General features: G+C 70.5%; 21 protein-coding genes. 18 read left to right on the top strand and 3 right to left on the bottom strand.

The features are described 5' to 3' along the window. Positions 1 to 212: 212 nt before the first annotated feature. The gene (locus DEI91_RS14945) at positions 213 to 788 is read right to left on the bottom strand and encodes a DUF3043 domain-containing protein (RefSeq protein WP_111053052.1); all 576 of its coding nucleotides are present in this window, start codon (positions 786 to 788) and stop codon (positions 213 to 215) included. A gap of 51 nt (positions 789 to 839) precedes the next feature. On the opposite strand from DEI91_RS14945, the gene DEI91_RS14940 reads away from it, so the two are divergent. The 6 genes from DEI91_RS14940 (at position 840) to DEI91_RS14915 (ending at position 7,755) form a co-directional block, all read left to right on the top strand. Further along, positions 840 to 2,303, top strand: coding sequence for a dipeptidase (locus DEI91_RS14940; protein WP_111053051.1), 1,464 nt, complete (start codon positions 840 to 842; stop codon positions 2,301 to 2,303). Between the two features lie 100 nt (positions 2,304 to 2,403). Next, on the top strand, positions 2,404 to 2,772 hold the full coding sequence (locus DEI91_RS14935; RefSeq protein WP_111053050.1) for an iron-sulfur cluster assembly accessory protein: 369 nt from the start codon (positions 2,404 to 2,406) through the stop codon (positions 2,770 to 2,772). A gap of 306 nt (positions 2,773 to 3,078) precedes the next feature. Further along, positions 3,079 to 3,981 (top strand): cytochrome c oxidase subunit II, encoded by a 903-nt coding sequence (coxB, locus tag DEI91_RS14930; RefSeq protein WP_181439639.1) that lies wholly within the window; start codon positions 3,079 to 3,081, stop codon positions 3,979 to 3,981. Between the two features lie 12 nt (positions 3,982 to 3,993). After that, a complete protein-coding gene (gene ctaD, locus DEI91_RS14925) occupies positions 3,994 to 5,733 on the top strand; it encodes a cytochrome c oxidase subunit I (RefSeq protein ID WP_181439638.1) in 1,740 nt (579 codons plus the stop codon). Positions 5,734 to 5,739: 6 nt separating this feature from the next. Continuing rightward, complete coding sequence (locus tag DEI91_RS14920; RefSeq protein WP_111053048.1) at positions 5,740 to 6,156, top strand: cytochrome c oxidase subunit 4; 417 nt, start codon at positions 5,740 to 5,742, stop codon at positions 6,154 to 6,156. A 225-nt stretch (positions 6,157 to 6,381) separates the two neighbouring features. Beyond that, complete coding sequence (locus DEI91_RS14915) at positions 6,382 to 7,755, top strand: glucose-6-phosphate dehydrogenase (protein WP_111053047.1); 1,374 nt, start codon at positions 6,382 to 6,384, stop codon at positions 7,753 to 7,755. 281 nt (positions 7,756 to 8,036) lie between these two features. Here the strand turns inward: DEI91_RS14915 and DEI91_RS14910 are convergent, their stop codons facing one another. Next, the gene (locus tag DEI91_RS14910; protein WP_111053046.1) at positions 8,037 to 9,908 is read right to left on the bottom strand and encodes a glycoside hydrolase family 15 protein; all 1,872 of its coding nucleotides are present in this window, start codon (positions 9,906 to 9,908) and stop codon (positions 8,037 to 8,039) included. 117 nt (positions 9,909 to 10,025) lie between these two features. Further along, positions 10,026 to 11,108, bottom strand: a complete 1,083-nt coding sequence (locus DEI91_RS14905; RefSeq protein ID WP_258374455.1) for an App1 family protein — start codon at positions 11,106 to 11,108, stop codon at positions 10,026 to 10,028. A 214-nt stretch (positions 11,109 to 11,322) separates the two neighbouring features. Here DEI91_RS14905 and DEI91_RS14900 point away from each other — a divergent pair, with 214 nt between their 5' ends. From DEI91_RS14900 to DEI91_RS14845, 12 genes are all read left to right on the top strand, one after another. After that, positions 11,323 to 11,970, top strand: a complete 648-nt coding sequence (locus tag DEI91_RS14900) for a TetR/AcrR family transcriptional regulator (RefSeq protein ID WP_181439637.1) — start codon at positions 11,323 to 11,325, stop codon at positions 11,968 to 11,970. A 213-nt stretch (positions 11,971 to 12,183) separates the two neighbouring features. Continuing rightward, a complete protein-coding gene (locus tag DEI91_RS14895; RefSeq protein ID WP_111053043.1) occupies positions 12,184 to 13,092 on the top strand; it encodes an ABC transporter ATP-binding protein in 909 nt (302 codons plus the stop codon). Then, positions 13,089 to 13,805, top strand: a complete 717-nt coding sequence (locus DEI91_RS14890) for an ABC transporter permease (RefSeq protein ID WP_111053042.1) — start codon at positions 13,089 to 13,091, stop codon at positions 13,803 to 13,805. Before DEI91_RS14895 ends, DEI91_RS14890 begins: the two co-directional genes overlap by 4 nt. Then, complete coding sequence (locus DEI91_RS14885) at positions 13,802 to 14,530, top strand: ABC transporter permease (RefSeq protein WP_111053079.1); 729 nt, start codon at positions 13,802 to 13,804, stop codon at positions 14,528 to 14,530. Before DEI91_RS14890 ends, DEI91_RS14885 begins: the two co-directional genes overlap by 4 nt. Next, positions 14,527 to 15,450 carry an ABC transporter substrate-binding protein gene (locus tag DEI91_RS14880; protein ID WP_111053041.1) on the top strand — a complete coding sequence of 308 codons (924 nt, stop codon included), beginning with the start codon at positions 14,527 to 14,529 and terminating at the stop codon, positions 15,448 to 15,450. Before DEI91_RS14885 ends, DEI91_RS14880 begins: the two co-directional genes overlap by 4 nt. A 315-nt stretch (positions 15,451 to 15,765) precedes the next feature. Beyond that, entirely contained in the window at positions 15,766 to 17,178 is a 1,413-nt protein-coding gene (locus tag DEI91_RS14875; protein ID WP_111053040.1) for a cytochrome ubiquinol oxidase subunit I, read from the top strand. A gap of 18 nt (positions 17,179 to 17,196) precedes the next feature. Continuing rightward, positions 17,197 to 18,201, top strand: a complete 1,005-nt coding sequence (gene cydB / locus DEI91_RS14870; RefSeq protein ID WP_111053039.1) for a cytochrome d ubiquinol oxidase subunit II — start codon at positions 17,197 to 17,199, stop codon at positions 18,199 to 18,201. A gap of 13 nt (positions 18,202 to 18,214) precedes the next feature. Beyond that, complete coding sequence (gene cydD / locus DEI91_RS14865; protein ID WP_111053038.1) at positions 18,215 to 19,885, top strand: thiol reductant ABC exporter subunit CydD; 1,671 nt, start codon at positions 18,215 to 18,217, stop codon at positions 19,883 to 19,885. Continuing rightward, positions 19,882 to 21,585, top strand: a complete 1,704-nt coding sequence (cydC, locus tag DEI91_RS14860) for a thiol reductant ABC exporter subunit CydC (RefSeq protein WP_258374454.1) — start codon at positions 19,882 to 19,884, stop codon at positions 21,583 to 21,585. Before cydD ends, cydC begins: the two co-directional genes overlap by 4 nt. A gap of 50 nt (positions 21,586 to 21,635) precedes the next feature. Continuing rightward, on the top strand, positions 21,636 to 24,197 hold the full coding sequence (gene leuS / locus DEI91_RS14855; RefSeq protein WP_111053077.1) for a leucine--tRNA ligase: 2,562 nt from the start codon (positions 21,636 to 21,638) through the stop codon (positions 24,195 to 24,197). Between the two features lie 10 nt (positions 24,198 to 24,207). Next, positions 24,208 to 25,152, top strand: a complete 945-nt coding sequence (locus DEI91_RS14850; protein ID WP_111053037.1) for an alpha/beta fold hydrolase — start codon at positions 24,208 to 24,210, stop codon at positions 25,150 to 25,152. A 421-nt stretch (positions 25,153 to 25,573) separates the two neighbouring features. Continuing rightward, a partial coding sequence (locus tag DEI91_RS14845; RefSeq protein ID WP_220038101.1) for a hypothetical protein occupies positions 25,574 to 25,828 on the top strand: 255 nt, incomplete at its 3' end.

Here is a 25,828-nt window from a genome sequence, read left to right as displayed (position 1 = left end):
GGCGTCGCGGTGCCTCGTGCGGCCGGCGTGGCGTCCCGCTCCGCAGCACCGGCCGGGAGGCGCCCGCCGGGCTGGCACCGCGCCTCCCGTCCGGCGTGGCGTGCGCTGCCGTCGGTCGACGAGCGTGCCGCTGCGTCCCCTCGACGACGAAAGCGCCGCCGACCCGGAGGTCGACGGCGCTCGCCCGGCGGACGCCGGTGGCACGGCCTCGATCAGAGCGTCGGGTACTGCCCGCGCTTCACCTGCGGCTTCGGCAGACGGAGGAACCGCAGCTGCCATCCCCGCGTCAGGATGTAGAGGAAGTTGCCGCGCTGGAAGGTCTGGCCGGCGGCGGTGAACCGGCGACGCAGCATGAACCAGATCACGGTGCAGTCGAGGACGAACAGCAGCACGAACGCCCAGATGAACAACAGTGAGTACGACGCCGCGGGCGTCTGCGCCGCGACGAAGCCGACGATCAGGAACAGCACGAGGACCGGCATCATGACCTCGCCGACGTTCCAGCGGGCGTCGATGAAGTCGCGGATGAAGCGCCGCTGCTCGCCGCGGTCCTTCGCCGGGAGGTAGCGCTCCTCGCCGTTCGCCATGCCGACCCGCGCACGCTCGCGCTCGCTGTTCAGGCGCGCCCGGGCGGCCTTCTTGTCGGCCGGGGAGTTGCCCACGATCGGGCGGCGGTTCGCGGCCTCCCGCTCCCGCCGTGACGGCGTGGGCCGACCCTTGCCGTGCGCGACGAGGTCGTCGTCACCGGGGTTCACGGTCACGTTGGTCTTGGGGGCTGCCTTCGCCACGGTGGTTCCTAACGGCGGTCTGCGGGCTGGTCGTCCTCTAGATTACCGGCCATGACCGACACCGAGAAGCACAGCCCCGACGCCGGGTCGCCGGCACCCGCGACCGACCCCGCACTGCTGGAGGCGCTGCGCGAGCACGTGCACGGCGCGCTGCCCACGACGATCGCCGACCTGTCGGCCCTGGTGCGGATCCCCTCGGTGTCCTGGTCCGCGTTCGACGCAGCCCACGTGCAGCGGAGCGCCGAAGCGGTGGCCGACCTCGTGCGCTCCACGGGGGTGTTCGACGAGGTCCGCATCGTCCGCTCCGCCGTCGAGGGCGACACCCCGACCGACACCACCGACGCAGACACCGAGCTCGGGCAGCCGGCGGTGCTCGCGGTGCGGCCGGCCCGGAACGGCGCGCCGACCGTCATGCTCTACGCGCACCACGACGTGCAGCCGCAGGGCGACGACGCGCTCTGGGACACGCCGCCGTTCGAACCGACGCTCCGCGGGGACCGCCTGTACGGGCGCGGCGCTTCGGACGACAAGGCCGGCGTGATGACCCACGTCGCCGCCCTCCGCGCCGTGCACGCGCAGTTCGGGGACGACCTGGACGTCGGGATCGTGCTCTTCGTCGAGGGCGAGGAGGAGTTCGGCTCACGCTCGTTCCGCACCTTCCTGCGCGAGCAGCGCGACCACCTCGCCGCCGACGTCATCGTCGTGGCGGACAGCGACAACTGGTCGACCGAGGTGCCGGCGATCACCGTCTCGCTGCGCGGCAACACGACGTTCAGGTTGACGGTCACGACCCTCGAACACGCGAGCCACAGCGGCATGTACGGGGGAGCGGCGCCGGACGCGATGATGCCGATGGTGCGGCTCCTCGCCTCGTTGCACGACGACGACGGGGCGGTCGGGGTCGCGGGTCTCCGTGCTCACGACGCGCCGGTGCCCGAGCGCTCCGAGGATGACTTCGCGGCCGAGGCCGCCCTCGTCGAGGGCGCACGGCCGGTCGGCAGCGGGCCCGTGCTGTCCCGGATGTGGTTCCAGCCGTCGATCACCGTGACGGGCCTCGACGTCCCGAGCGTGGCCAACGCGTCCAACACGCTGCTGCCCACCGTCTCCGCCCGCGTGTCCGTGCGGGTCGCGCCGGGTCAGGCGGCCGCCGATGCGTTCGCCGCCGTGGAGGCCCACCTGCGCAGCCGTGTCCCCTTCGGTGCGCGGATGGACATCACCGAGGTCGACACCGGCGACGGCTTCCTCGTCGACACGTCCGGCTGGGCGGTCCGGGAGGCCCGCACCGCCATGTCCGAGGGCTGGGGTGCCGAGCCGGTGGAGCAGGGCATCGGCGGCTCCATCCCGTTCGTGTCGGACCTGGCCGCCGAGTTCCCGGACGCCCAGATCCTGGTCACCGGCGTCGAGGACCCGGACACCCGTGCCCACAGCCCGAACGAGTCGCAGCACCTCGGCGTGCTGCACCGCGCCGTCCTGTCCGAGGCCGTGCTGCTCGCCCGCCTGCAGGGTCGCGCGTGACACGGGTCCTCCACAGGTCCTGGATCCGGGTCCCGTCGGTCGGGGCGCGTAGAATCGACGCGACGGCCGGTGAAGGTCACCGCCGACGAGGGAGACGCCGATGAGCGACACCATCACGACCGAAGCAGCGACCGACGCCACGTCGCACGGTGTGCTGCTGAGCGACGCGGCTTCGGCGAAGGTCGCCAGCCTGCTCGAGCAGGAGGGCCGCGACGACCTGCGCCTGCGCCTCGCCGTCCAGCCAGGCGGCTGCTCGGGCCTGATCTACCAGCTGTACTTCGACGAGCGGCTCCTCGACGGTGACGCCACGGCGGAGTTCGACGGGGTCGAGGTCGTCGTCGACAAGATGAGCGTGCCCTACCTCGACGGTGCGACGATCGACTTCGAGGACACGATCCAGAAGCAGGGCTTCACCATCGACAACCCGAACGCGCAGGGCAGCTGCGCGTGCGGTGACAGCTTCCACTGATCGCCCGACGATCCGACACGCGAACGGGGAGTGACCGACACGGTCACTCCCCGTTCGCGTTCCCCCGCGGATCCCCGGACCTCGGTGACCAGGGGAAACCGCGCGCTCCGGTCCTCGTTCCGTCCACAACGCGTGTCGGGTGTGCGCTCGGTGTCGACGGCTGCGAGTAGGCTAGGAGTGTTCCAACCAAGCTGGGAGCCACCCATGTGCCGGCCTCGTGCCGACCGCGGTGCTCGTCGACGGGATCCTCGTCGTCACCGGTCGTCCACCGACCGGATCCGGCCCACGTCTTTCCGAGAGGTAACAGTGCGTTCGAATCGCCGTATACGTTGGGCGGCCGTCCCGGTGGCCGTCGGTCTGGTCATCGCACTGGCTGGCTGCTCGCAGCAGCAGCTGAACGGATGGCTCCCCGGCACGGAGGAGACGAAGGACGTCACGAACCACACGAGCCGCATCGTCGGCCTGTGGACGACGAGCTGGATCGTCCTCCTGGCCGTCGGTCTGATCGTGTGGGGCCTCGTCATCTGGGCCGCGATCGTCTACCGCCGTCGGAAGGGCCAGACCGGCCTGCCCGTGCAGATGCGGTACAACATGCCGCTCGAGATCTTCTACACGCTCGTGCCGCTCATCCTCGTGCTCGGCTTCTTCGCCTTCACCGCGAAGGACCAGGAAGCGATCGAGAAGCCGTTCGCGCAGCCGGACGCCACGGTGCACGTCTACGGCAAGCGCTGGGGCTGGGACTTCAACTACATCGACCAGAAGAACCCGAACGACAGCGTCTACTACCAGGGCATCCAGGCCCAGGAAGAAGAGAACGGCGGCGGGGCGATCGACGAGTCGCTGCTCCCGACGCTGTACCTGCCGGTCGGCAAGAAGGTCGAGATCGAGCTCAGCTCGCGCGACGTCAACCACTCGTTCTGGGTCATCGACTTCCTCTACAAGAAGGACATGCTCCCGGGCAAGACGAACTACGAGTACTTCATCCCGGAGAAGGAAGGCACCTTCCAGGGCAAGTGCGCCGAGCTGTGCGGTGAGTACCACTCGCTCATGCTCTTCCAGGTGAAGGTCGTGTCCCAGGCGGAGTACGACGACTACCTCCAGTCCCTCGCGGACGAGGGCAACGTCGGCCTGCTCGGCAACGAGTACGACACCAACACGAACCAGCCGAACAACGAGGCGCCTGCCGAGGCGTCGAGCGACAAGAAGTAAGGGCGCGTCTCAATGACAACGTCATTCGTCGGCCAGGCGACCACCAGGCCTTCGACGCCGGACTTCCAGGCATCGAAGGTCGGCCGCAAGGGCAACATCATCGTCCGGTGGGCCACGTCCACCGACCACAAGACGATCGGGTACATGTACCTGATCACCTCGTTCCTCTACTTCCTGCTCGCCGGCATCATGGCGCTCGTCATCCGTGCGCAGCTGTTCGAGCCGGGGCTCCAGGTCGTGCCGACGAAGGAGCAGTACAACCAGCTCTTCACGATGCACGGCACGATCATGCTGCTGATGTTCGCGACGCCGCTGTTCTCGGGCTTCGCGAACGCGATCATGCCGCTGCAGATCGGTGCACCGGACGTGGCGTTCCCGCGTCTGAACGGCCTGGCCTTCTGGATGTACTTCTTCGGCAGCGCGATCGCCGTCGGTGGCTTCCTCACGCCGCAGGGAGCGGCGTCGTTCGGGTGGTTCGCGTACGCGCCGTTGAGTGACACGACGTTCACCCCAGGGTTGGGCGGGACGTTGTGGGTCTTCGGTCTCGGCATGACCGGCTTCTCGACGATCCTCGGTGCGGTGAACTTCATCACCACGATCATCACGATGCGTGCGCCGGGCATGACGATGTTCCGCATGTCGATCTTCACCTGGAACGTCCTCGTGACGAGCCTCCTCGTGCTGATGGCCTTCCCGGTCCTCGCCGCCGCGCTGTTCGGCCTCGGTCTCGACCGCGTGTTCGACGCGCAGATCTTCAACCCGGCGAACGGTGGAGCACTGCTCTGGCAGCACCTGTTCTGGTTCTTCGGGCACCCCGAGGTGTACATCATCGCGCTGCCGTTCTTCGGCATCGTCTCCGAGGTCTTCCCGGTCTTCAGCCGCAAGCCGATCTTCGGGTACAAGACCCTCGTGTACGCGACCATCACGATCGCGGCCCTGTCGATCACGGTGTGGGCGCACCACATGTACGTCACCGGTGGCGTCCTGCTGCCGTGGTTCTCGCTCATGACGATGCTCATCGCGGTCCCCACCGGCGTGAAGATCTTCAACTGGGTCGGCACCATGTGGCGCGGTTCGGTGACGTTCGAGACGCCGATCCTCTGGGCGATCGGCTTCCTCGTCACCTTCACCTTCGGTGGCCTCACCGGTGTGATCCTGGCCTCGCCGCCGCTCGACTTCCACGTGTCCGACTCGTACTTCGTCGTCGCCCACTTCCACTACGTCGTCTTCGGCACCGTCGTCTTCGCGATGTTCTCCGGCTTCTACTTCTGGTGGCCGAAGTTCACCGGGCAGATGCTCAACGAGCGTCTCGGCAAGATCCACTTCTGGCTGCTCTTCGTCGGGTTCCACACGACGTTCCTCATCCAGCACTGGCTCGGTGTCGTGGGCATGCCCCGTCGCTACGCCACCTACCTGCCGGACGACAACTTCACCTGGATGAACCAGGTCTCGACGGTCGGCTCGATGATCCTCGGCATCTCCTTCCTGCCGTTCATCTTCAACGTCTACGTCACGGCGCGGAACGCGCCGAAGGTCGCCGTCAACGACCCGTGGGGCTACGGCCGCTCGCTCGAGTGGGCGACCTCCTGCCCGCCGCCTCGGCACAACTTCACGTCGATCCCGCGCATCCGATCCGAATCCCCGGCGTTCGACCTGAACCACCCGGAAGCCGGCGTGCCGGTCGGTGTGGGACCCGCGAAGGACGCTCCCGACGCTCCGACCTACGACGCCGCGAAGGGCGAGGTGAAGTAACACGCCATGCGCGCCAACACCAATCTGTTCTGGATCCTGTTCGTCTTCTTCGTGATCGCGGACGCCGCGTACACGATCTGGTCGATCATCTACTACGGCAACATCGAGTGGGTCGGCACCCTGTCGATCGGCCTGACCGGGATCATGTCGGCGTTCATCGCCTTCTACCTGGGCCGCGTCATGTCGGCGCAGGGCGGGGTGCTGCCGGAAGACCGTCAGGACGCGAACATCGAAGACGGCGACGCCGAGCTCGGGCACTTCAGCCCGTGGTCGTGGTGGCCGATCTTCCTCGCCGCCGCCATCGCGGTCTGCTTCCTCGGTGTCGCGGCCGGTCTCTGGATCGTGCCGATCGGGCTCGCGCTCGTCGCGATCACCCTCGTCGGCTGGGTCTACGAGTACTACCGCGGAAACTTCGGGCACTGACCCCACCTCACGCGCTTCGGGCGGCACCATCTCGGTGCCGCCCGAACTGCGTCCGGGGTGAGCCGGGCCTCCCCACGACCGGCCGACACCCCGCTCATCCACATCACCCCCTCTTCGACAACGGTCCGGGAATCACCCGGGCACGATGGGTCTTGGGCACTGAGGACCGCATGCTCGCGGCCTGAGGTCCAGAGGACCGTCCACAAGCGAAAGGAGTCACCTCAGGTGACCGACAAGCGCACCCTCATCATCTTCGGCGCGACGGGCGACCTCGCCTCCCGTCTCCTCCTGCCCGGTCTCGGCACGTTCCTCCAGAGCGGCCGGTCCGTCCCGGTGCAGCTCATCGGTACGGGTCGCAGTGCCCGCAGCGCGGAGCAGTGGAAGGACGTCGTCACGAAGTCGTTCGCGTCGCAGGACGTGACGGGCCCCGAGGTCGACGCGACCATCGAGTCGACGCAGTTCATCCAGGGCGACCCGACCGACCCGGAGCACCTGAAGGCGCTGCTCGCCGCGGCCGACGCCGAGCCGATCCTCTACTTCGCCCTCCCGCCGCAGATCGCTTCGGACATCTGCGAGGCGCTGCAGCACGTCGAGCTCCCCGAGGGCACCACCCTCGCGTTCGAGAAGCCGTTCGGCACCGACGTCGCGTCGGCGGAGGCACTCAACAAGACCGTGCTCGAGCTCGTGCCGGAGGAGCGGGTCCACCGCACCGACCACTTCCTCGGTCGCACGACGGTCCTCAACATCATCGGCCTGCGCTTCGCGAACCGCCTGTTCGAGCCCATCTGGAACGCCGACAACATCGAGAAGGTCGACGTCTTCTACGACGAGACGCTGGGTCTCGAGAACCGCGCGCAGTACTACGACGAGGCCGGCGCGCTCGTCGACATGATCCAGTCGCACCTGCTGCAGATCCTCGCCCTCGTGACGATGGACGCCCCCGCCGCGATCGACTCGGTGGAGTTCCGGTCCTCGCTGGCCCGCGTGCTCCGCTCGACCCGTCTGAAGGGCGACGACGCCACCACCGCCTCGCGCCGTGCCGTCTACACCGCCGGCACGATCGACGGCAAGGACCTCCCCTCCTACCAGGACGAGGACGGCGTGGACGCGTCCCGCGAGACCGAGACGCTCGCCGAGATCGAGGTCGAGGTCGACACCGCCCGCTGGGCAGGCGTCCCCTTCACCCTGCGGTCCGGCAAGGCCCTCGGAGCCAGCCGCAAGGAGGTGCTCATCACCTTCAAGCCGGTCACCCGCCTCCCCTCCGGCCTGTCCGGGCGCCCGAAGGCCGACACGCTGCGCATCGTCCTCAACCCGGACGAGATCGAGCTGTCGGTGTCGGCGAACGGTGGCGGCAACCCGTTCGAGATGGGCCAGGTCACCCTGTCCTCGTCCTTCGACGACGGTGAGCTCACGCCCTACGGCGAGGTGCTCAACGGCATCTTCCACGACGACCCGCTGCTCTCGATCCGCGGCGACGTGGCCGAGCGCTGCTGGGAGATCGTCGAGCCGGTCGTCTCGGCGTGGAAGTCGGGCGCGGTCCCGCTCGAGGAGTACCGGGCGGGTTCGCGCGGCCCGGCCGAGTGGGTGAGCTCGTCCTGACGGCCAGCACCACGGCATGACGGGAGGCCCGGTACCGATCGGTACCGGGCCTCCCGTCTGTTCCGCGCCAGCCGTGCCGAGCCGGACCGGGCCCCGATCGCCGGGCAGGGGAGCGGAAGGCGGTCTCCGATCGTGCGTCGTCGCGGTTCCACGTCACGCCGCGCGCTGCCGTTCCGGTTCCGGAACTCCGCGATCCCGGCCGCCGAGGTTCCGTGGTCGCGGGACCCGCGTGAGCCGACAGGCGGCCATGTCGGCACCGCCGGCACGCCCGCCCCACCGCCTCAGGCGGGGCGACCGGCTCGCTCGCCGGCGCCGGTGACGCTCGCCGTGCCGCCGCTGCGCCGGGCTCTGCGCGTCCGGTGCCCGGCGTCCGCACCCTGCGCACGCGCGATCGCGTCCGCCGCCGTCACGAGCGTCAGGTGCGACAGCGCCTGCGGGGTGTTGCCGATGTGGTGTCCGGTGGCCACGTCGACCTCCTCGGAGAGCATGCCGACGTCGTTCGCGTACCCGACGAGCACGTCCATGAGCCGTTCGGCGTCGGCCAGCCGTCCCGACCCGGCGTACTGCTCGACGAGCCAGAACGAGCACGCCAGGAACGGGTGTTCCGCCCCGCTCAGTCCGTCGAAGCCCGAGGAGGTCCGGTACCGCAGGACGAGGCCGTCCTCGCCGACGCGCAGGTCCTCCTCGATCGCCGCGACGGTGCCGAGCATCCGCGGGTCGTCCGGGCGGCAGTACCCGATCTGCGGCAGGACGAGCAGGCTCGCGTCCACCTCGTCGGTATCGTAGTGCTGCCGGTAGGACCCGCGGTCGGCGTTCCAGGCGTGCTCCTCGATCTCGGCACGGACCTGGTCGCGCAGGGACCGCCAGCGTTCGACCGGTCCCTCGAGCCCGAACTCCTCGCAGGCGGCGACCCCGCGGTCGAAGGCCGCCCAGATCATCGCGCGGGAGTGCGTGAAGTGCCGGCGGGGTCCGCGCATCTCCCAGATGCCGTTGTCCGCGTCCTGCCAGTGCTCCTCGACGTGTGCGAGGAGGGCCCGTTGCAGCGACCACGAGGCACCGCTCTCCTCGACGCCGAGCTCGCGCGCGTCATGGAGCGCGGACAGCACCTCGCCGAACACGTCGCCCTGGTACTGCGTGTACGCGCCGTTGCCGACGCGCACCGGGGTCGATCCGGCGTAGCCCGCCAGGTGCTCGAGGGTCCGTTCCGGCAGCTCGCGCTCACCGGCGATGCCGTACATGATCTGGACGTCGTCCGGGTCGCCGGCGATCGCGCGGAGCAACCAGCCGCGCCAGTCCGCGGCTTCGTCCCGGTAGCCGTGCGCGATGAGGGACGCGAGCGCCATCGACGCGTCGCGGAGCCAGACGAACCGGTAGTCCCAGTTGCGTTCGCCGCCGGGGTCCTCCGGGAGGCTCGTGGTCGCGGCCGCCACGACGCCGCCGGTCTCGGCGTGGGTCATCGCGCGCAGGTACATGAGCGACTTCCGGACCGCGGACGCGTACGGCCCCTCGGCGCGCGTCCGGGAGGTCCAGTCGTGCCACCAGGCGCGCGTCCGGTGCAGCGCGTCGTCGACGTCGAACGGCTCCGGGGGTTCGCGGTGCGACGGGAACCAGGTCAGGGTCGTGTCGAGGACGTCGCCGTCGTGGACCGTGGTCGTGACGACGTGCCGGTGGTCGTCCGCGCGGAACCGGGGCCCACGGACCACGACCGCGTCCGGACCGGCCGTGGCGACGAGGACGGGCTCCTCGTCGTCGCCGACCTGGCGGATCCAGGGGAGGACGTCCCCGTAGCCGAACCGGATGCGGAGCACCTGCTGGACCTCGACGGTGCCGGTGAGCCCGCGTACCCGGCGCACGATCGAGGCACGGTGCTCGTCGACCGGCATGAAGTCCGTCACCTCGACGACGCCGGTCGGGGTCGTCCACACCGTCGAGAGCACGAGGGAGTCGCCGTCGTGTCGTCGGACCGGCGTGGCGGTGCCGTCGGTGGGGCGGAGCGACCACTGCCCGTCGTGCTCGTCGCCGAGCAGTGCGGCGAAGGTGGACGCGCTGTCGAACCGGGGGAGGCACGCCCAGTCGACGTCCCCGTCCCGCGTCACGAGAGCAGCGGTGTGGCAGTCCCCGATGAGGGCGTGGTCCTCGATGCGCTGAGCCATGTGGTCGATCGAACCACCCGACCCCCGAGCGGAGCTGCGCTGAAGGTGCGTTCAGATGACGACCGGCAGGAACTCGGGCGACGGTCGACCGTCCGATCGGCCGGACGACGGACGCGGTCAGTCGACGTCGGCGATCCCGACGCGACCGAGTTCGGTCCACAGGCCGGCCCCGTCCGGTGCGTACACCCAGGGCTTCGTCGAGTCGCGCATCCGCTCCTGCGCTCGGGAACGACCGCCGGCGAGGACGGCCTCGCTCGTGGAGAGCTGCCGGATAGCGACCGCGGCGACGTTGTCCGGGTGCTCGCGGACGAACTCGCCGTACAGCTGCTCGTCGTGCTGGCCGTCGTCGCCGATCAGCAGCCACTGCACGTCCGGGAAGTCCCGGGCGAGACGCCGGAGGTTGTCCTGCTTGTGCTGCTGCCCGCTGCGGAAGAAGCGGTCGTGGGTCGGCCCCCAGTCGGTGAGCAGGAGCGTCCCGGACGGGTACATGTTCCGGGAGAGGAACCGCCCGAGGGTCGGCGCGACGTTCCAGGCACCGGTGGACAGGTACACCGTCGGCGCGCCCGGGTGCTGTGCGAGGACGCGTTCGTACAGGACCGACATCCCGGGGACCGGGCGACGGGCGTGCTCGGTCAGCACGAAGGAGTTCCAGGCCGCGAGCATCGGGCGGGGGAGGCTCGTCACCATGACGGTGTCGTCGATGTCCGAGAGCAGGCCGAAGCGGGTGTCCGGGTGCACCACGAAGACGTCGGCGTCGACGTCGCGCATGCCGCCGGCGGACAGGCGGATCTTCTGCCAGCCCGGCTCGAGGTCGATCGGCACGATCGTGTCGACCACGCCGCCGCGGTCGCTCGTCACGGTGTGCGTCGAGCCACCAGCCGTGATGGTGACCTCGGCGTGGTCGACGGCGACGCTCGTGAAGCTGCGCCACCCGCGGACCCCGGAGTACGACACGTCCGACGCCAGACCCCGGCGGGTGAGGAGCACCCGGCAGAGTACGCGGACCCACCCCGGCGCTCCGTACCCCGTGTACGGGATCACCGTCGGCACCTGACCGCGCTTCCGGGCGTGCTGCTCACGGAACTCCTGCACGGCGTCCTCGATCCGCGCGGCCCGGTGCAGGATCGGCTCGGGGATCGCCGTCTCCCACTGCTGGATGCCCCACGGAGCCTGCTCGCGACGGTCGTGCTCCCGTTCCACGGACCGGGCGTCCCGCTGTGGGGAAGTGCTGGTGTCCCGGGGCGCAGAGGGGTCCGGAGGAGTCGTCTCGGGCATGGCGTCATCATCCCATGCAGGGGTGTCCAGGAGCCCCGCCAGCGCCCGACACCCCGGGAATCGCAGCCAAGACCAAGGCGGTCTCTGTCAGAGTTGCCGTCTCAGTCAACAGCCGCGGTCATCGCGAGAAGGAGAACACGTGCTCGTCACCGAGGTTCCGAACGCTCTGCCAGGGGGATCATCACTGCTCAGGAACGAGCCGGTCCAGGCACGCAGCTCGGCCCGCCTCGCAGGTCTGCTCGACGCCGCAGCGGCGGTGATCGACGAGATCGGGTTCGAGCGCCTGACGACCGCGATGGTCGCCGAGCGTGCCGGCGCGTCCATCGGGACGGTCTACCGGTACTTCCCGGACCGGATCGCCGTGGTCGAGGCGCTCGCGATCCGCTGCACGCAGCGCCTCGCCGCCCGGTTCGTCGACACGCTCGACGCGTCCGGTGCCACGACCTGGCAGGAGGGCTGCGACGCGCTCATCGAGATGACCGCCGAGATGTACCGCACCGAGCCGGGCTTCCGGGCCATCCGCTTCGCGGACATCGACACCACCTCCGGGGACGAGGACGCCGACCGGCTGGCCGCCCTCGGCGGGGCCGTCGGTGTCGTCATGCGCGAACGCTTCGACCTGCCGCAGTCCGAGGCCCTCAGCCGGGCCTGGATCGTGCTCGCCGAGTCGGCGCACGCCGTCCTGGCGCGCGCGCACGTCGACCGTGACAACCCGGACACCGCCCTCATCGACGCGTACCGCGCGATGAGCCGGCCGTACCTGGAGTCGGTGATCCGAGCCTCCTGACCGGTCACGCCCGCCGGTCGCATGCCGGACCGAACCGCGACGCCCGTCCCTCCGAACAGGAGGGGCGGGCGTCGGTGCGTGCGGACCCTGTCCGGACTGCGCGGGAACACCCCCGATGTCCATCAGGCGTCATGCGCCGACACGAGCGGACCGGTATGGGCTCCGACCTGTACTGTCTCCGGAGTCGGGCTACCTCCACCAAGAAGGGCACCCATGATCGAGTTCCGCTCGGTGCGCAAGACCTACCCGGACGGTACGAACGCCGTCGAGTCGTTCGACCTCGTGATCCCCTCGCGGACCACGACGGTGTTCGTCGGATCGAGCGGATGCGGCAAGACCACGCTGCTCCGGATGATCAACCGGATGATCGACCCCACGGCGGGCTCCGTCGAGATCGACGGCGAGGACATCGCCGGCGTCGACCCCGTGCAGCTCCGGCGGCGGATCGGCTACGTCATGCAGAACGCCGGACTGCTGCCGCACCGTAAGGTCGCGGACAACATCGCGACCGTGCCGCTCCTGACCGGGGTGTCGAAGTCGGACGCCCGGGCGCGCGCCCTGGAGCTCATGGACACCGTCGGCCTCGACCGCTCCCTCGCGGACCGCTACCCGTCGCAGCTCTCCGGCGGCCAGCAGCAGCGTGTCGGTGTGGCGCGCGGACTGGCCGTCGACCCGAACATCCTCCTCATGGACGAGCCGTTCGGAGCCGTCGACCCGCTCGTCCGGACCGACCTGCAGGACGAGCTGATCCGACTCCAGCGGGAGCTCGGCAAGACGGTCGTCTTCGTGACCCACGACATCGACGAGGCGTTCAAGCTCGGCGACCAGGTCGTCATCCTGAAGAAGGGCGGCGAGATCGCCCAGCTCGGTACCCCGGCGGAGATCCTGTCCGCACCGGCCGACGACTTCGTCGCCGGCTTCATCGGTGCCGGGCGGGGACGCCGCTCGCTCCGGGTCGAACAGACCCCGACCGGTCCGATCGTCGTGGACGGGGACGGCCGTGCCGCGGGCGTCCTGACCGGTCCCACGGGCGTCGTCGACGCCGCTGCCGCTGTCCGCTCCGAGGCCGGGACGCCCGCCAGCGTCCCGGGTGCTGCGGCGCAGGGTGGGAGCACCCGGTGAAGTGGGTGCTGGCGAACCTCGACACGATCGGGGACGCCACGCTGGCGCACCTGGCCATCGCCCTGCCGCCGATCGTCATCGCGTTCCTGCTGTCGATCCCGATCGGCTGGCTGGTCGTCCGACTCCGTCGTCCCGGCGCACGTCGGCTGAGCAGCGGGCTCGGCGGTGGCATCGTCACCGTCGCCGGCCTGCTCTACGCCGTGCCGTCGCTCCCGCTGTTCATCGCGCTGCCCGGCATCATCGGCACCGGACTGCAGGACCCGGTCAACGTCGTGGTCGGGCTGACGCTGTACGGCCTCGCGCTCATGGTGCGGTCGACCGTGGACGGCCTCGGCTCGGTCGACCCGGACACGGCGTCGGCGGCGACGGCGATGGGCTACTCGGGCGTGCAGCGCTTCTTCCGCGTCGACCTGCCGCTGGCCGGTCCGGTCCTGCTCGCCGGCCTCCGGGTCGTGTCGGTGTCCACCATCTCGCTCACGACCGTCGGCGCGGTCCTCGGCATCCCGAGCCTGGGGTCGCTGTTCACCGACGGCATCGGGCGGAACATCCCGGAGGAGATCCTGGCGGGCATCGTCATGGTCCTCGTCCTCGCATTCGCGATCGACGGGCTGCTCGTGCTGCTCGGACGGATCGTGATGCCGTGGACACGCGCGTCGGTGCCGTCGAAGCGGGCCGTCCGGCGCGTGCTGCAGACCGCGGAGGTCTCGTCGTGATCATCGGACAGGCCTTCGCCTGGGTCCTCGACCCCGCCAACCACCCCGGCCCGAACGGCATCCCCGTCCGGCTCTGGGAACACGTGTGGATCTCGCTCGTCGCCGTGGTCGTCGCCTCGGTGATCGCCGTGCCGGTGGGGTACCTGATCGGGCACACCGGCAGGGCCCGCGGGTTCGCGATCGCGCTCTCCGGCGGGATCCGCGCGCTGCCCACCCTCGGTGTGCTGACGCTGTTCGGTCTGCTGCTCGGCGTGAACCTGCAGGCGCCGCTGCTCGCGCTCGTCATCCTCGCCGTCCCGTCGGTGCTCGCCGGGGCGTACGCGGGCATCGAGTCGGTCGACCCGGTCACCGTCGACGCCGCACGGGCGCAGGGGATGACCGGGTGGCAGGTCCTGACGAAGGTCGAGATCCCCCTCGGTCTCCCACTGCTCATCGGCGGCATCCGTGCGGCCGTGCTGCAGGTCGTCGCGACGGCCACCCTCGCCGCCTACGTCGGTGCCGGTGGCCTCGGTGGCTACGTCTTCCTCGGGCTCAAGACCCAGGACTACGCCATGATGCTCGGCGCCTCCGTCCTCGTGATCGTCCTGGCGATCGCGTTCGAAGTCGTCTTCGCCGTGCTGCAGCGGGCGGTGGTGCCCGCGGGCGTCGCCGAGCGTGCGGCACGGCGGCGCTCGGGATCGCGTGAGCGGCCCCGCAAACCCATCCCGGAAGGAACCCCCTCGTGATCACAGCACCCAAGCTCCGCGCCGGCGTCGCCGCCGCGGTCGCGCTCGGCGTGGCAGCGGCACTCGCCGGCTGCTCGTCCAGCAGCCCGCTCGACAGCGGCTCCAGCGCCCCGTCCGACTCGAAGACCATCGTCATCGGGTCGCAGGCCTACTACTCGAACGAGATCATCGCCGAGCTCTACGCGCAGGTCCTCGAGAAGGACGGCTACACGGTCGAGCGGAACTACCAGATCGGTCAGCGCGAGGTCTACCTGCCGCAGCTGCAGAAGGGCGCGATCGACGTCATGCCGGAGTACAGCGGCAACCTGCTGCAGTACTACGACAAGGACTCGACCGCGAAGAGCGAGTCGGACATCGCCGACGAGCTCGAGTCGGCCCTGCCGGACGGCATCCGCGCGCTCGACGCCGCCGAGGCCACCGACCAGGACAGCTACACCGTCACGAAGGAGTTCTCCGAGGAGAACGACGTGACGAGCCTGGCCGACCTGAAGAACGTCGAGGAGAAGCTGACCGTCGGCGCGAACTCGGAGAACCAGACGCGGCCGTACGGTCCGAAGGGGCTCAAGTCCGTGTACGGCGTCGACGTCGCGTCGAAGGCGATCGAGGACTCGGGCGGAGCGCTGACGGTGAAGGCGCTCAAGGACGGCACCGTCCAGCTCGCCGACATCTACACCGCGGACCCGAGCATCAAGGCGAACGACTTCGTCACGCTCGAGGACCCGGAGAACCTCATCGTGCCGCAGAACGTCACCCCGGTCGTGTCCGACAAGGTCGACGAGAAGGCGGCCGACGCGATCGACGAGGTGAGCGAGGTCCTGACGACCGAAGCGCTCATCGACCTGAACACGAAGAGCACGGTCGACAAGGAGAAGTCCTCGGACATCGCCAAGGAGTTCCTGACGGAGAAGGGTCTCCTCTAGGAGGCGCATCCTCGTTCTCGAAGACAGGCGTCGGGCCTCCAGCCCGGCGCCTGTCGGCGTTCCCGGGAGGGGTGACGACGGGCACAGCTGTTCCGCACGGATGTGCCCCCGCGAGGACATGTGTTCCGCACGGTTGTGCCGTGCAGGAGCCGTGCACATACGTGCAGGCGGAGCCTCTACAACTTGTCGAAGTGGGGCGTCCAGCAGTACCGTCGAAGGGTCCCGACGACGTGACGGCAACGAGCAGAACCCCTTCCACAGGAAGCATCTCAACGTGCACGAACAGCGCGCGGCGATCCCGACGGGCCCGGCCGCATGAACGACCTCCTCGACCCGCTCCTCCTGTCGCGGTGGCAGTTCGGTCTGACGACGATCTACCACTTCCTCTTCGTCCCGCTGACGATCGGCATGGCGGTCGTCGTCGCGGTGTTCCAGACCGCCTGGGTCCGGACCGGTCGCGCGCACTACCTGCAGCTCACCCGCTTCTTCGGGCGGATCTTCCTCATCAACTTCGCGATGGGTGTCGTCACCGGCATCGTGCAGGAGTTCCAGTTCGGCATGAACTGGTCGGACTACTCGCGGTTCGTCGGCGACGTCTTCGGCGCGCCGCTCGCGCTCGAGGGCATCCTGGCCTTCTTCTTCGAGGCGGCCTTCATCGGCATCTGGATCTTCGGCTGGGACCGTCTGCCGAAGAAGCTCCACCTCGCGAGCATCTGGTGCGTCAGTGCGGGCACGATCATGTCGGCCTACTTCATCATCGCCGCGAACGCGTTCATGCAGCACCCGGTCGGCTACGCGCTCAACGAGGCGAAGGGCCGCGCGGAGCTCACCGACATCTGGGCCGTCCTCGGCAACAAGGTCGCCCTCGCGGCCTTCCCGCACACGGTCTTCGCGTGCTTCATGGTCGCCGCCGGCGTGATCATCTCGGTCGCCGCGTACCACCTGTCGCGCAACCAGAACCTCGAGACGATGATGCCGGCGCTCAAGTTCGGACTCTGGACGATGGTCGCGGCCGGCGCGCTCACGGTGCTCACCGGGGACCAGCTCGGCCTGACGATGGTCGAGACGCAGCCGATGAAGATGGCCGCGGCCGAGGCGCTGTACGACACCGCGACCGGCAAGGACGCCTCGTTCTCGGTCTTCACCCTCGGGACCCCCGACGGCGTCCGCGAGCTGTTCTCGATCCGGATCCCGTACCTGCTGTCCTTCCTGTCGACGCACACGTTCAGCGGCACCGTCGAGGGCATCAACGACCTGCAGGCGCAGTACACGCAGGTGTACGGCCCCGGCGACTACAAGCCGGTCATCTGGGTGACCTACTGGTCCTTCCGCTGGATGATCGCCCTCGGCGTCGGTGCCGTGCTGGTCTCGCTGGCCGGGCTCTGGCTCACCCGGAAGGGGCGCTTCCCGCAGCAGCGCTGGATGTGGCGCATCGCGATCTGGGCGGTCCCGCTGCCGATGGCCGCGATGATCGTCGGCTGGGTCTTCACCGAGATGGGCCGCCAGCCGTGGCTCGTGTTCGGGCTGCTGCGGACTGCGGACGGCGTCTCCCCGAACGTGACCGGTCTCGAGGTCCTCATCTCGCTCGTCGTCTTCACACTCATCTACGGGTCCCTCGCGGTCGTCGAGTTCCGCCTCATCAAGAAGGTCGCCCAGGAGGGCCCGGCCGCTCCGGCCGAGGTCGACGAGGAGACGGGCGAGGTCACGCACGAAGTGACGGTGTACTAGGAATGGAAGCTGCCTGAGATGGACCTGCCTGTCATCTGGTTCGCGATCGTCGGACTGTTCTTCGTCGGGTACTTCGTGCTCGACGGGTTCGACTTCGGCGTCGGGATGTCCCTGCCGTTCCTCGGTAAGGACGACACCGACCGCCGCGTGCTCATCAACACCATCGGCCCCGTCTGGGACCTCAACGAGACCTGGGTCATCGTCGCCGGTGCCTGCCTGTTCGCCGCGTTCCCCGAGTGGTACGCGACGATGTTCTCCGGCTTCTACCTGGCGCTGCTGCTCATCCTGGCCGCGCTCATCGCCCGCGGGGTCTCGTTCGAGTACCGGCACCAGGACAAGCACGTCGCGTGGAAGCGCCGCTTCGACCTCATGATCATCGTGGGCAGCGCGGTGCCGTCGTTCCTGTGGGGCGTCGCGTTCGGCAACGTCGTCCGGGGGATCCCGATGGACGCGGGACACAACTACACCGGCACGCTGTTCGACCTGCTCAACCCGTTCGCCCTGCTCACCGGTGCGGCCACGCTCCTGGTGTTCTTCACGCACGGCGTCGTCTTCGTCGCGCTGAAGACCGAGGGGGAGATGCGCGAGCGGGCGATCCGGCTGGCGAAGCGGTCCGGGGTCCTCACGATCGCCGTGGCCGCCGCGTTCCTCGTCACGATGGCGTTCGTCCGCGCCACGCCGGCGTCGCTCGTGCTGTCCGTCGTCGCCGCGGTCGCGCTGGTCGTCGCGGTGCTGTGCGCCGCACGCGGAAGGGAGGGGCGCGCCTTCACGCTCATGGCCGTCACGATCGCCGCGGTCGTCCTGGCCATGTTCACCGCGGTGTTCCCCGACGTCATGCCGGCGTCGAACGACCCGGCGAACAGCCTCACCGTCGCGAACGCCTCCTCCGGCGACTACACGTTGACCGTGATGAGCTGGGTCGCGGTGGTGTTCCTCCCGCTCGTGCTCGCCTACCAGGCGTGGACGTACTGGGTCTTCCGCAAGCGGGTCTCACGCGCCACCGTCGCGCAGGCCGCGCACTGACCAGGAGGCCCGGATGAAGCCACTCGACCCACGCCTGCTCCGGCTGTCCCGCACGGCGCGCGGCTTCGTGCTCGCCGCCGCCGGGACCGGTGCGGTGCGCACCGTCGCCACCATCGGGATCGCGTGGGGCATCGCCGCGGCGGTCACCCAGGTCGTCGACGCGGTGCGGGTCGGGCAGGTGCCGGGCACGTTCCCGGCCACACTCGCGCTCCTCGGCGCGGCGTTCCTGCTCCGGGCCGCCGCGGCGTGGGCCACCGACGACCTGGCCGCGCGGGCGGGAGCGCGCGTCAAGAGCGAACTCCGCACCGCCGTGCTCCGGCGCGCGGCCGACCGGGGCCCCGGGTGGCTCGCCGGTCGCTCGAGCGCCGGGTTCGCCACGACACTCGGTCCCGGTCTCGACGCCCTCGACGCGTACTTCGGCCGGTACCTGCCGCAGCTCGCGCTCACGGCGGTCGCGACCCCGGTCCTCCTGGTCGCGATCGCCCTCGGCGACCTGACGAGCGCCGTCGTCATCGTGTGCGCCATGCCGGTCATCCCGGTCTTCATGGTGCTCATCGGTCTCGCCACCCAGACGCTGCAGCGCCGGCAGGCGGACGCGCTCGCCCGGCTCGGTGGGGCCTTCACCGAGGCGGTCGAGGGCCTGGCGACCCTCAAGGTGTTCGGCCGTGCCCGCCGACAGACCGCACGGATCGGCCGGGTCACCGACGAGTACCGTCGCGGGACCCTGGGCGTGCTCCGGCTGTCGTTCGTCAGCGGGTTCGCGCTCGAACTCGCCGCCAGCCTGTCCATCGCGCTCGTCGCGGTGTCGATCGGCATCCGGCTCGTCGACGGCTCGCTCGGCCTCGGGGCGGCGATGTTCGTGCTCGTCCTCGCGCCCGAGGCGTTCGCCCCGATCCGGCAGGTCGGCGCCGACTTCCACGCGGCGCAGGACGGCGTCGAGGCCTCGCAGGCGGTCCTCGACGTGCTCGACGACGCCGAGCACGACGTGCGGGACGCGGCGGACACCGCGGCACCCGTGACACGGCCGGCCGACTCCGACGCGCTCGTCCTCCGCGGCGTGACCGTGCACCGGCCGGACGTCGTCATCGGCCCCGTCGACCTGACCGCCACTGCCGGCACCGTCGTCGCCCTGACCGGACCGAGCGGTTCCGGCAAGTCGAGCCTCCTCGCCGCACTCCGCGGGGTCCTCCCGCACGAGGGCACGGTCGTCGTCCCCGGCCCGGCCGACGTGCCCGTGCCGGACCGGACCACCTGGGTCGACCAGCGCCCGCGGCTCGTCCGCGGCTCCGTCGCGGAGAACGTGACCCTCTCCGCCACCGGGGACGACGCACAGGTGCGGACCGCGCTCCGTGCGGTGGGGCTGGGAGTGGGCCCGGGCCTCCCGGTCGGCTCCGGCGGTGCCGGACTGTCCGGCGGCCAGGCGCAGCGCGTCGCCGTGGCTCGCGGGCTGTACCGGGCAGCGGCGTCCGCGACGCCCCTGGTGCTGCTCGACGAACCGACGTCCGCGCTCGACGCCGAGGCCGAGGCGCTGGTGGTCGCCGCCGTGCGCCGACTGGCGGACGACGGCGCGGTCGTGGTGGTCGCGAGCCACCGTCCGGCGGTCGTCGCCGCGGCCGACGTCGTCGTGACCGTCACGTCCTCCGGTGCCGCCCCGGTCCGGTCCGCGACGGCGGTGTCCGCGTGAGCGTGCCCGGGACCGCCCGGGAGGCCCGTCCGGCGTCGGTCCTCCGGCTCGCGATGCCCCGTGGTCGCGGCTGGGCGAAGGCGGTCGCCGCCGGCACGCTCAGCGCGCTGTGCGCGGTCGCGCTCCTCGCCGCGAGCGGCTACCTCATCACCCGGGCCGCCGAGCACCCGCCGATCCTGTACCTCACACTCGTCATGGTCGGCGTCCGTGCCTTCGCGCTCGGTCGCGCCGTCCTCCGGTACGTCGACCGCCTGTCCGGCCACGACGCCTCGTTCCGGCAACTCGCCGTCGTGCGCACCGAGATGTACCGGCGACTCGCATCCATCGCGCCGGCCGGACTCGGGTCGTCCGGTCGAGGTGACCTCCTGACCCGGCTGGTCACGGACACCGATCGCCTGCAGGACCTGCCCATCCGGGTCGTCGGCCCCCTCGTCTCGGCCGGGGTCACGGCCCTGCTCTCCGTGGCGGCGGTCGCGTTCGTGTCCCCGCCGGCCGCCCTCGTGCTCCTGCTGGCGCTCGGCGTCGCCGCGCTCGTCGGCACGGTCGTCACGAGCGTCGTCGCGACCCGGTCGGACCGGGAGACCGCTGCGGACCGCGGGCACGTCGCCGACCTCGTCCTCGACACCGTGCGGACGCTCGACGTCTTCGCGGCGTACGGCACCCTCGAGCAACGGCTCGAGCACATCGCACGCCTGGACGACCGCGTCACGCGTGCCGTCCGTCGCCGCGGGGCCGTGGAGTCGCTCGTCGGTGCGCTCGTCGGGCTCGTCGGGGGTGCAGCCGTCCTCGGCGTCCTCGCCGTCGGTGCGCCCGCGGTGGTCTCAGGCGCCCTCGACGGGCCGCTCTGGGCGCTCGCGGTGTTCGTCCCGCTCGCCCTGTTCGAGGTCGTCGGTGTCGTGCCGCTGGCGGTCCTGACCCTGCGCCGGGTGCGCGCCGCCGCGCAGCGTGTCGAGCAGGTCGTGCCCGCCGAGCTGCCCGCCGGCCTGGTGCCGGAGCCGGACGCTGCGGCCCCCGCCGAGGAGCTCGCCGTGCCCGCGACCGTGACCGTCCGTGTCCGCGACCTCTCGGTCCGCTGGCCCGGTGCCGCGGCACCGGCGGTGGACGGGGTGTCGTTCGACCTGGAACCCGGCGAGGTCGTCGTGCTGCGCGGACCGAGCGGCTCGGGCAAGTCGACCCTCGTCGACGCGCTCGTCCGGTTCGTCGACCACACGGGCAGCTACACGCTGGACGGGGTGGAGGCGCGGGCGCTGCACCCCGACGCCGTCCGCGCCCGGGTGGGGCTCATCGAGCAGGACCCCTTCGTGTTCGACCAGTCGGTCCGCCAGAACCTGCTGTTCGCGCGCGAGACCGCCACCGACGACGAGTTGCTCGCGGTGCTCGACCGGGTCGGCCTCGGCGACTGGGTGGCCCGTCGCGGGGGACTCGACGCAGGGGTGGGGGAGCGCGGGACGCTCGTGTCCGGCGGGCAGGCGCACCGGCTGGCGCTCGCGCGGGCGCTCCTGCACGCCTTCCCGGTCCTCGTGCTCGACGAACCGACCGCCGACGTCGACCCCGACCTCGGTGACGCCGTCCTGCGTGACCTGGTGGGCACGGCCCGCGCAGCGGGGCGCACGCTCCTCGTCGTCTCGCACGTGCCGGTGCCGGCCGACCTCGTCGACCGGACCCTCCGGATGGCGGACGGACGCCTGCTCGCGGCGTGAGATCGACGGCGGACGCAGGAGGCGCCTCCCGGCTTGTATCGTTGTGGACCGTGACCATCGAGCAGCACGTCGAGGACCCGCACACCTACGACTTCCGGCGCATCCAGGAGAAGTGGCAGGCACGGTGGGACGAGCTCGGCCTCTTCACCGCCGACCCCGACGACAAGCGCCCGCGCAAGTACATCCTCGAGATGTTCCCGTACCCGTCCGGTGACCTGCACATGGGGCACGCCGAGAACTGGGCGCTCGGCGACTTCGTGGCGCGGTACTGGCGGCAGCAGGGGTTCAACGTGCTGCACCCGATCGGCTGGGACTCCTTCGGCCTGCCCGCCGAGAACGCGGCGATCAAGCGCGGCGTCGACCCGAAGGAGTGGACGTACGCGAACATCGCGCAGCAGAAGGCCTCCTTCAAGCGGTACGCGCCGTCCTTCGACTGGTCGACCGAGATCCACACCTCGGACCCCGAGTACTACAAGTGGAACCAGTGGCTGTTCCTCAAGATGTACGAGAAGGGCCTGGCGTACCGGAAGGACAGCTGGGTCAACTGGGACCCGGTGGACCAGACCGTCCTGGCGAACGAGCAGGTCCTGCCCGACGGCACCTCGGACCGCTCCGGCGCCGTCGTCGTCAAGAAGAAGCTGACGCAGTGGTACTTCAAGATCACGGACTACGCGGACCGGCTGCTCGACGACCTCAACCAGCTCGAGGGTCGCTGGCCGTCGAAGGTCATCGCGATGCAGCGGAACTGGATCGGTCGCTCGGTCGGCGCCGACGTCGACTTCGTGATCGAGGGACGCGACGAGCCCGTCACGGTCTTCACCACCCGTCCGGACACCATCCACGGCGTGACCTTCCTGGTCGTCGCGCCGGACTCCGACCTCGCCGCTGAGCTCGTCGCCGACCCGTCCGTCGACGACGCCACCCGAGCTGCGTTCCAGGAGTACCTCGTCGCCACGCAGAAGGCCTCGGACATCGACCGGCAGAACGCCGACCGTCCGAAGACCGGCGTGCCGCTCGGCCGGTCGGCGATCCACCCGCTCACCGGGGAGCGCCTGCCGCTCTGGGCTGCCGACTACGTCCTCGCCGACTACGGGCACGGAGCCGTCATGGCCGTCCCCGCGCACGACCAGCGCGACCTCGACTTCGCCCGCGCCTTCGACCTGCCCGTCAAGGTGGTCGTCGACACGAACGCCGCCGTGACCGGAGCGGTCCCCGTCATCCCGGAGGGAGCGACGCTCGACGACTTCGACGTCCCCACGCTCGACCCGGTCGCCACCGGGGAAGCCCTGACGGGCGCCGGTCGGATGGTCAACTCCGGGCCGCTCGACGGCATGAGCAAGCAGCACGCCATCACCGCGGCCATCAGCCTGCTCGAGGAGCGCGGCACCGGACGCGCCGCGAAGACCTACCGGCTGCGCGACTGGCTCATCTCCCGCCAGCGGTTCTGGGGCACCCCGATCCCGATCATCCACGGCGAGGACGGCACCCAGTACCCGGTACCCGAGGACCAGCTGCCGGTCGTCCTGCCGGACACCGAGGGCCTCGACCTCAAGCCGAAGGGCACCTCGCCCCTCGGCGGCGCGACCGACTGGGTGAACGTGCCGAACCCGGTCGACGGAACGCCCGCCAAGCGCGACCCCGACACGATGGACACGTTCGTCGACTCGTCGTGGTACTTCCTGCGCTTCCTGTCCCCGCAGGACGAGACGCAGGCGTTCGACCCGGCACTCGTCAACAAGTGGGCGCCGGTGGACCAGTACATCGGCGGTGTCGAGCACGCGATCCTGCACCTGCTCTACGCACGCTTCGTCACGAAGGTCCTGTTCGACCTCGGGTACCTCGACTTCACCGAGCCGTTCTCGGCGCTGCTCAACCAGGGCATGGTGCTCTCCGGCGGCTCGAAGATGTCGAAGTCGAAGGGCGGCGTCTCGCTCGGCGACGAGCTCGATGCGCACGGCGTCGACGCGATCCGCCTGGTGATGGGCTTCGCCGGACCGCCGGAGGACGACATCAACTGGGAGGACGTCTCGCCGGCGGCCTCCGCACGCTTCCTGGCGCGCGCCTACCGCATCGCCGTCGACGTCACCTCGACGCCCGACGCGGTCTGGTCCACGGGCGACCGGAGCGTCCGACAGGCGACGCACCGCTTCCTGGCGGACGCTCCGGGGCTGATGGAGTCGTTCAAGTTCAACGTCGTGATCGCACGACTCATGGACCTGGTGAACGTGACCCGCAAGGCGATCGACAGCGGACCCGGTGCCGCGGACCCCGCCGTGCGTGAAGCTGCGGAGACGATCGCCCTCGGGCTCAGCGTCTTCGCGCCGTACACGGGTGAGGAGATGTGGCAGACGCTGGGTTACGACTCCCCGGTCGCGACGTTCGGCTGGCGGAAGGCCGACCCGACGCTGCTCGTGCAGGAGACCCTGACCGCGGTCGTGCAGGTCAACGGCAAGGTGCGCGACTCGTTCGAGGTGTCGAAGTCGATCGAGGCGGACGAGCTCGAGCAGCTCGCCCGCTCGTCGCATGCGGTGCAGCGGTACATCGGGGACCGGGAGATCGTGAAGGTCATCGTGCGGGCGCCGAAGCTCGTGAACATCGCCATCAAGGGGTAGCGGTCGGGGCATGCCGTACGCCAGGAGTGCCCCCACCGCGTCCGGTGTCGTCGCCGTCGGTGACGGCACCGCGATCGCGTGGGAGGAGTCCGGCAACCCGGACGGCGTCCCGGCCCTCTGGTTGCACGGCGGCCCCGGAGGGTCGCTCGGCAGTGGGTGGTACCGGACGCACTTCGACCCGGCGAAGTACCGGATCATCGGCATCGACCAGCGCGGCAGCGGGAAGAGCCGGCCCCTCGTCGCCGACGCGCGGCACCTGTTGCACGAGCACACCACGCCACGCCTCATCGCCGACATCGAGGCCGTACGACAGCACCTCGGCGTCGAGACGTGGGTCGTGAGCGGGATCTCCTGGGGCACGACGCTCGCACTCGCCTACGCCGAAGCGCACCCGGACCGCGTCCGAGCACTCGCGCTCCTGGCCGTCACCACGACGAGCCGCGACGAGGTCGAGTGGATCACCGAGGGCGTCGGTCGCGTCTTCCCCGCGGAGTGGGACGAGTTCGAGCGGGCCAGTCGCCGTCGTCCGACCGAGCGCGTCGTGGACGCCTACGCACGCCGCCTGGCCGGGGACGATGCCGAGGACCGAGCCGCTGCGGCGCTGGCGTGGGACCGGTGGGAGAGCGTGCACGTCTCGCTCGATGACCCGACCATGCGGAGTCACGGCCACACGGAGCCAGCGCACCGCGAGGGGTTCGCCATGCTCGTCACGCACTACTGGAGCCAGGACGCGTTCCTCCCGGGCGACCGTGCGGTCCTCGCGCGACTCCACCTGATCCGTCACATCCCGGCGGCCCTGGTCCACGGGCGGCGGGACATCAGCGGGCCGGTCGTGACGGCCTGGCGCGTCCACCAGGCGCTCCCCGACAGCACCCTCACGGTCATCGAGGACGAAGGGCACGCCGGGCCTGCCGGGAGCGCAGCGCTCACCTCGGCCCTCGACCGGTTCTGCTGACGCCCGCGGTACTGGTCCTGTCCGCACGCTCGGTCGGGTTGCCCCGCCACGCGCCGCCCTCAGCACGACGCTCGACACGATCGCGATGGGACGACGATGCTGCGTCCGTCGCTCCGTCGCTCCGTCGCTCCGTCGCTCCGTCGTTCCGTCGTTCCGTCGTTCCGTCGTTCCGTCGTTCCGTCGTTCCGTCGTTCCGTCGTTCCGTCGCTCCGTCGACCCGCGTGGACGCCGGCCCTGACCCGGCGTAGGACCGTGTGTGCCCGGGGGACCAGGACGGGCGCTCGGGCCGCAGGTCCGTCTGAGCGTTCCCGGCGTGGGCGTCCCGCCGAGCACCTCCCTCCACTTCTGATCAGAGGCGGCGCTCGTCCACAGGTCGCCCTGCGCGGCCTGATCCGCGGACCGCGCTCCGTAGCGTTCCGGTATGTCCCGCTTCGCGCTCTCGCCCCGTGCCGCCCTGGTGCTCGTCGGCGTCGTGGTGCTGGTCGCGATCGGCGTGGTGTGGTCGGGCGGGGGCTCCGATGGCGCAGGCAGCGTCGGGACGGGCGTGACGGTGGTGTCGGGCGCGCCGACGGTGGCCGCGCCCGGCGGCGGCGGACGTGACGGTGCGGGTCCAGCCGGGGCTGCGCCGGAGCCGGACGTGCGAGCCTCGGGCCTGTCTCTTATACACATCTCCGAG

Origin of the sequence: Curtobacterium sp. MCBD17_032, assembly GCF_003234855.1 — a bacterium.
In the GTDB taxonomy this organism is placed as follows: domain Bacteria; phylum Actinomycetota; class Actinomycetes; order Actinomycetales; family Microbacteriaceae; genus Curtobacterium.
The sequence above is the reverse complement of the archived record's forward strand: the minus strand, read 5'-3'. Positions and strand labels throughout refer to the sequence as shown.

Coding starts and splice junctions, on each gene's coding strand:
- DEI91_RS14940 (WP_111053051.1), top strand. CDS start 840: ATGACCGACACCGAGAAGCACAGCCCCGACGCCGGGTCGCCGGCACCC.
- DEI91_RS14935 (WP_111053050.1), top strand. CDS start 2,404: ATGAGCGACACCATCACGACCGAAGCAGCGACCGACGCCACGTCGCAC.
- ctaD (WP_181439638.1), top strand. CDS start 3,994: ATGACAACGTCATTCGTCGGCCAGGCGACCACCAGGCCTTCGACGCCG.
- DEI91_RS14920 (WP_111053048.1), top strand. CDS start 5,740: ATGCGCGCCAACACCAATCTGTTCTGGATCCTGTTCGTCTTCTTCGTG.
- DEI91_RS14910 (WP_111053046.1), bottom strand. CDS start 9,908: ATGGCTCAGCGCATCGAGGACCACGCCCTCATCGGGGACTGCCACACC.
- DEI91_RS14895 (WP_111053043.1), top strand. CDS start 12,184: ATGATCGAGTTCCGCTCGGTGCGCAAGACCTACCCGGACGGTACGAAC.
- DEI91_RS14875 (WP_111053040.1), top strand. CDS start 15,766: ATGAACGACCTCCTCGACCCGCTCCTCCTGTCGCGGTGGCAGTTCGGT.
- cydB (WP_111053039.1), top strand. CDS start 17,197: ATGGACCTGCCTGTCATCTGGTTCGCGATCGTCGGACTGTTCTTCGTC.
- cydD (WP_111053038.1), top strand. CDS start 18,215: ATGAAGCCACTCGACCCACGCCTGCTCCGGCTGTCCCGCACGGCGCGC.
- DEI91_RS14850 (WP_111053037.1), top strand. CDS start 24,208: ATGCCGTACGCCAGGAGTGCCCCCACCGCGTCCGGTGTCGTCGCCGTC.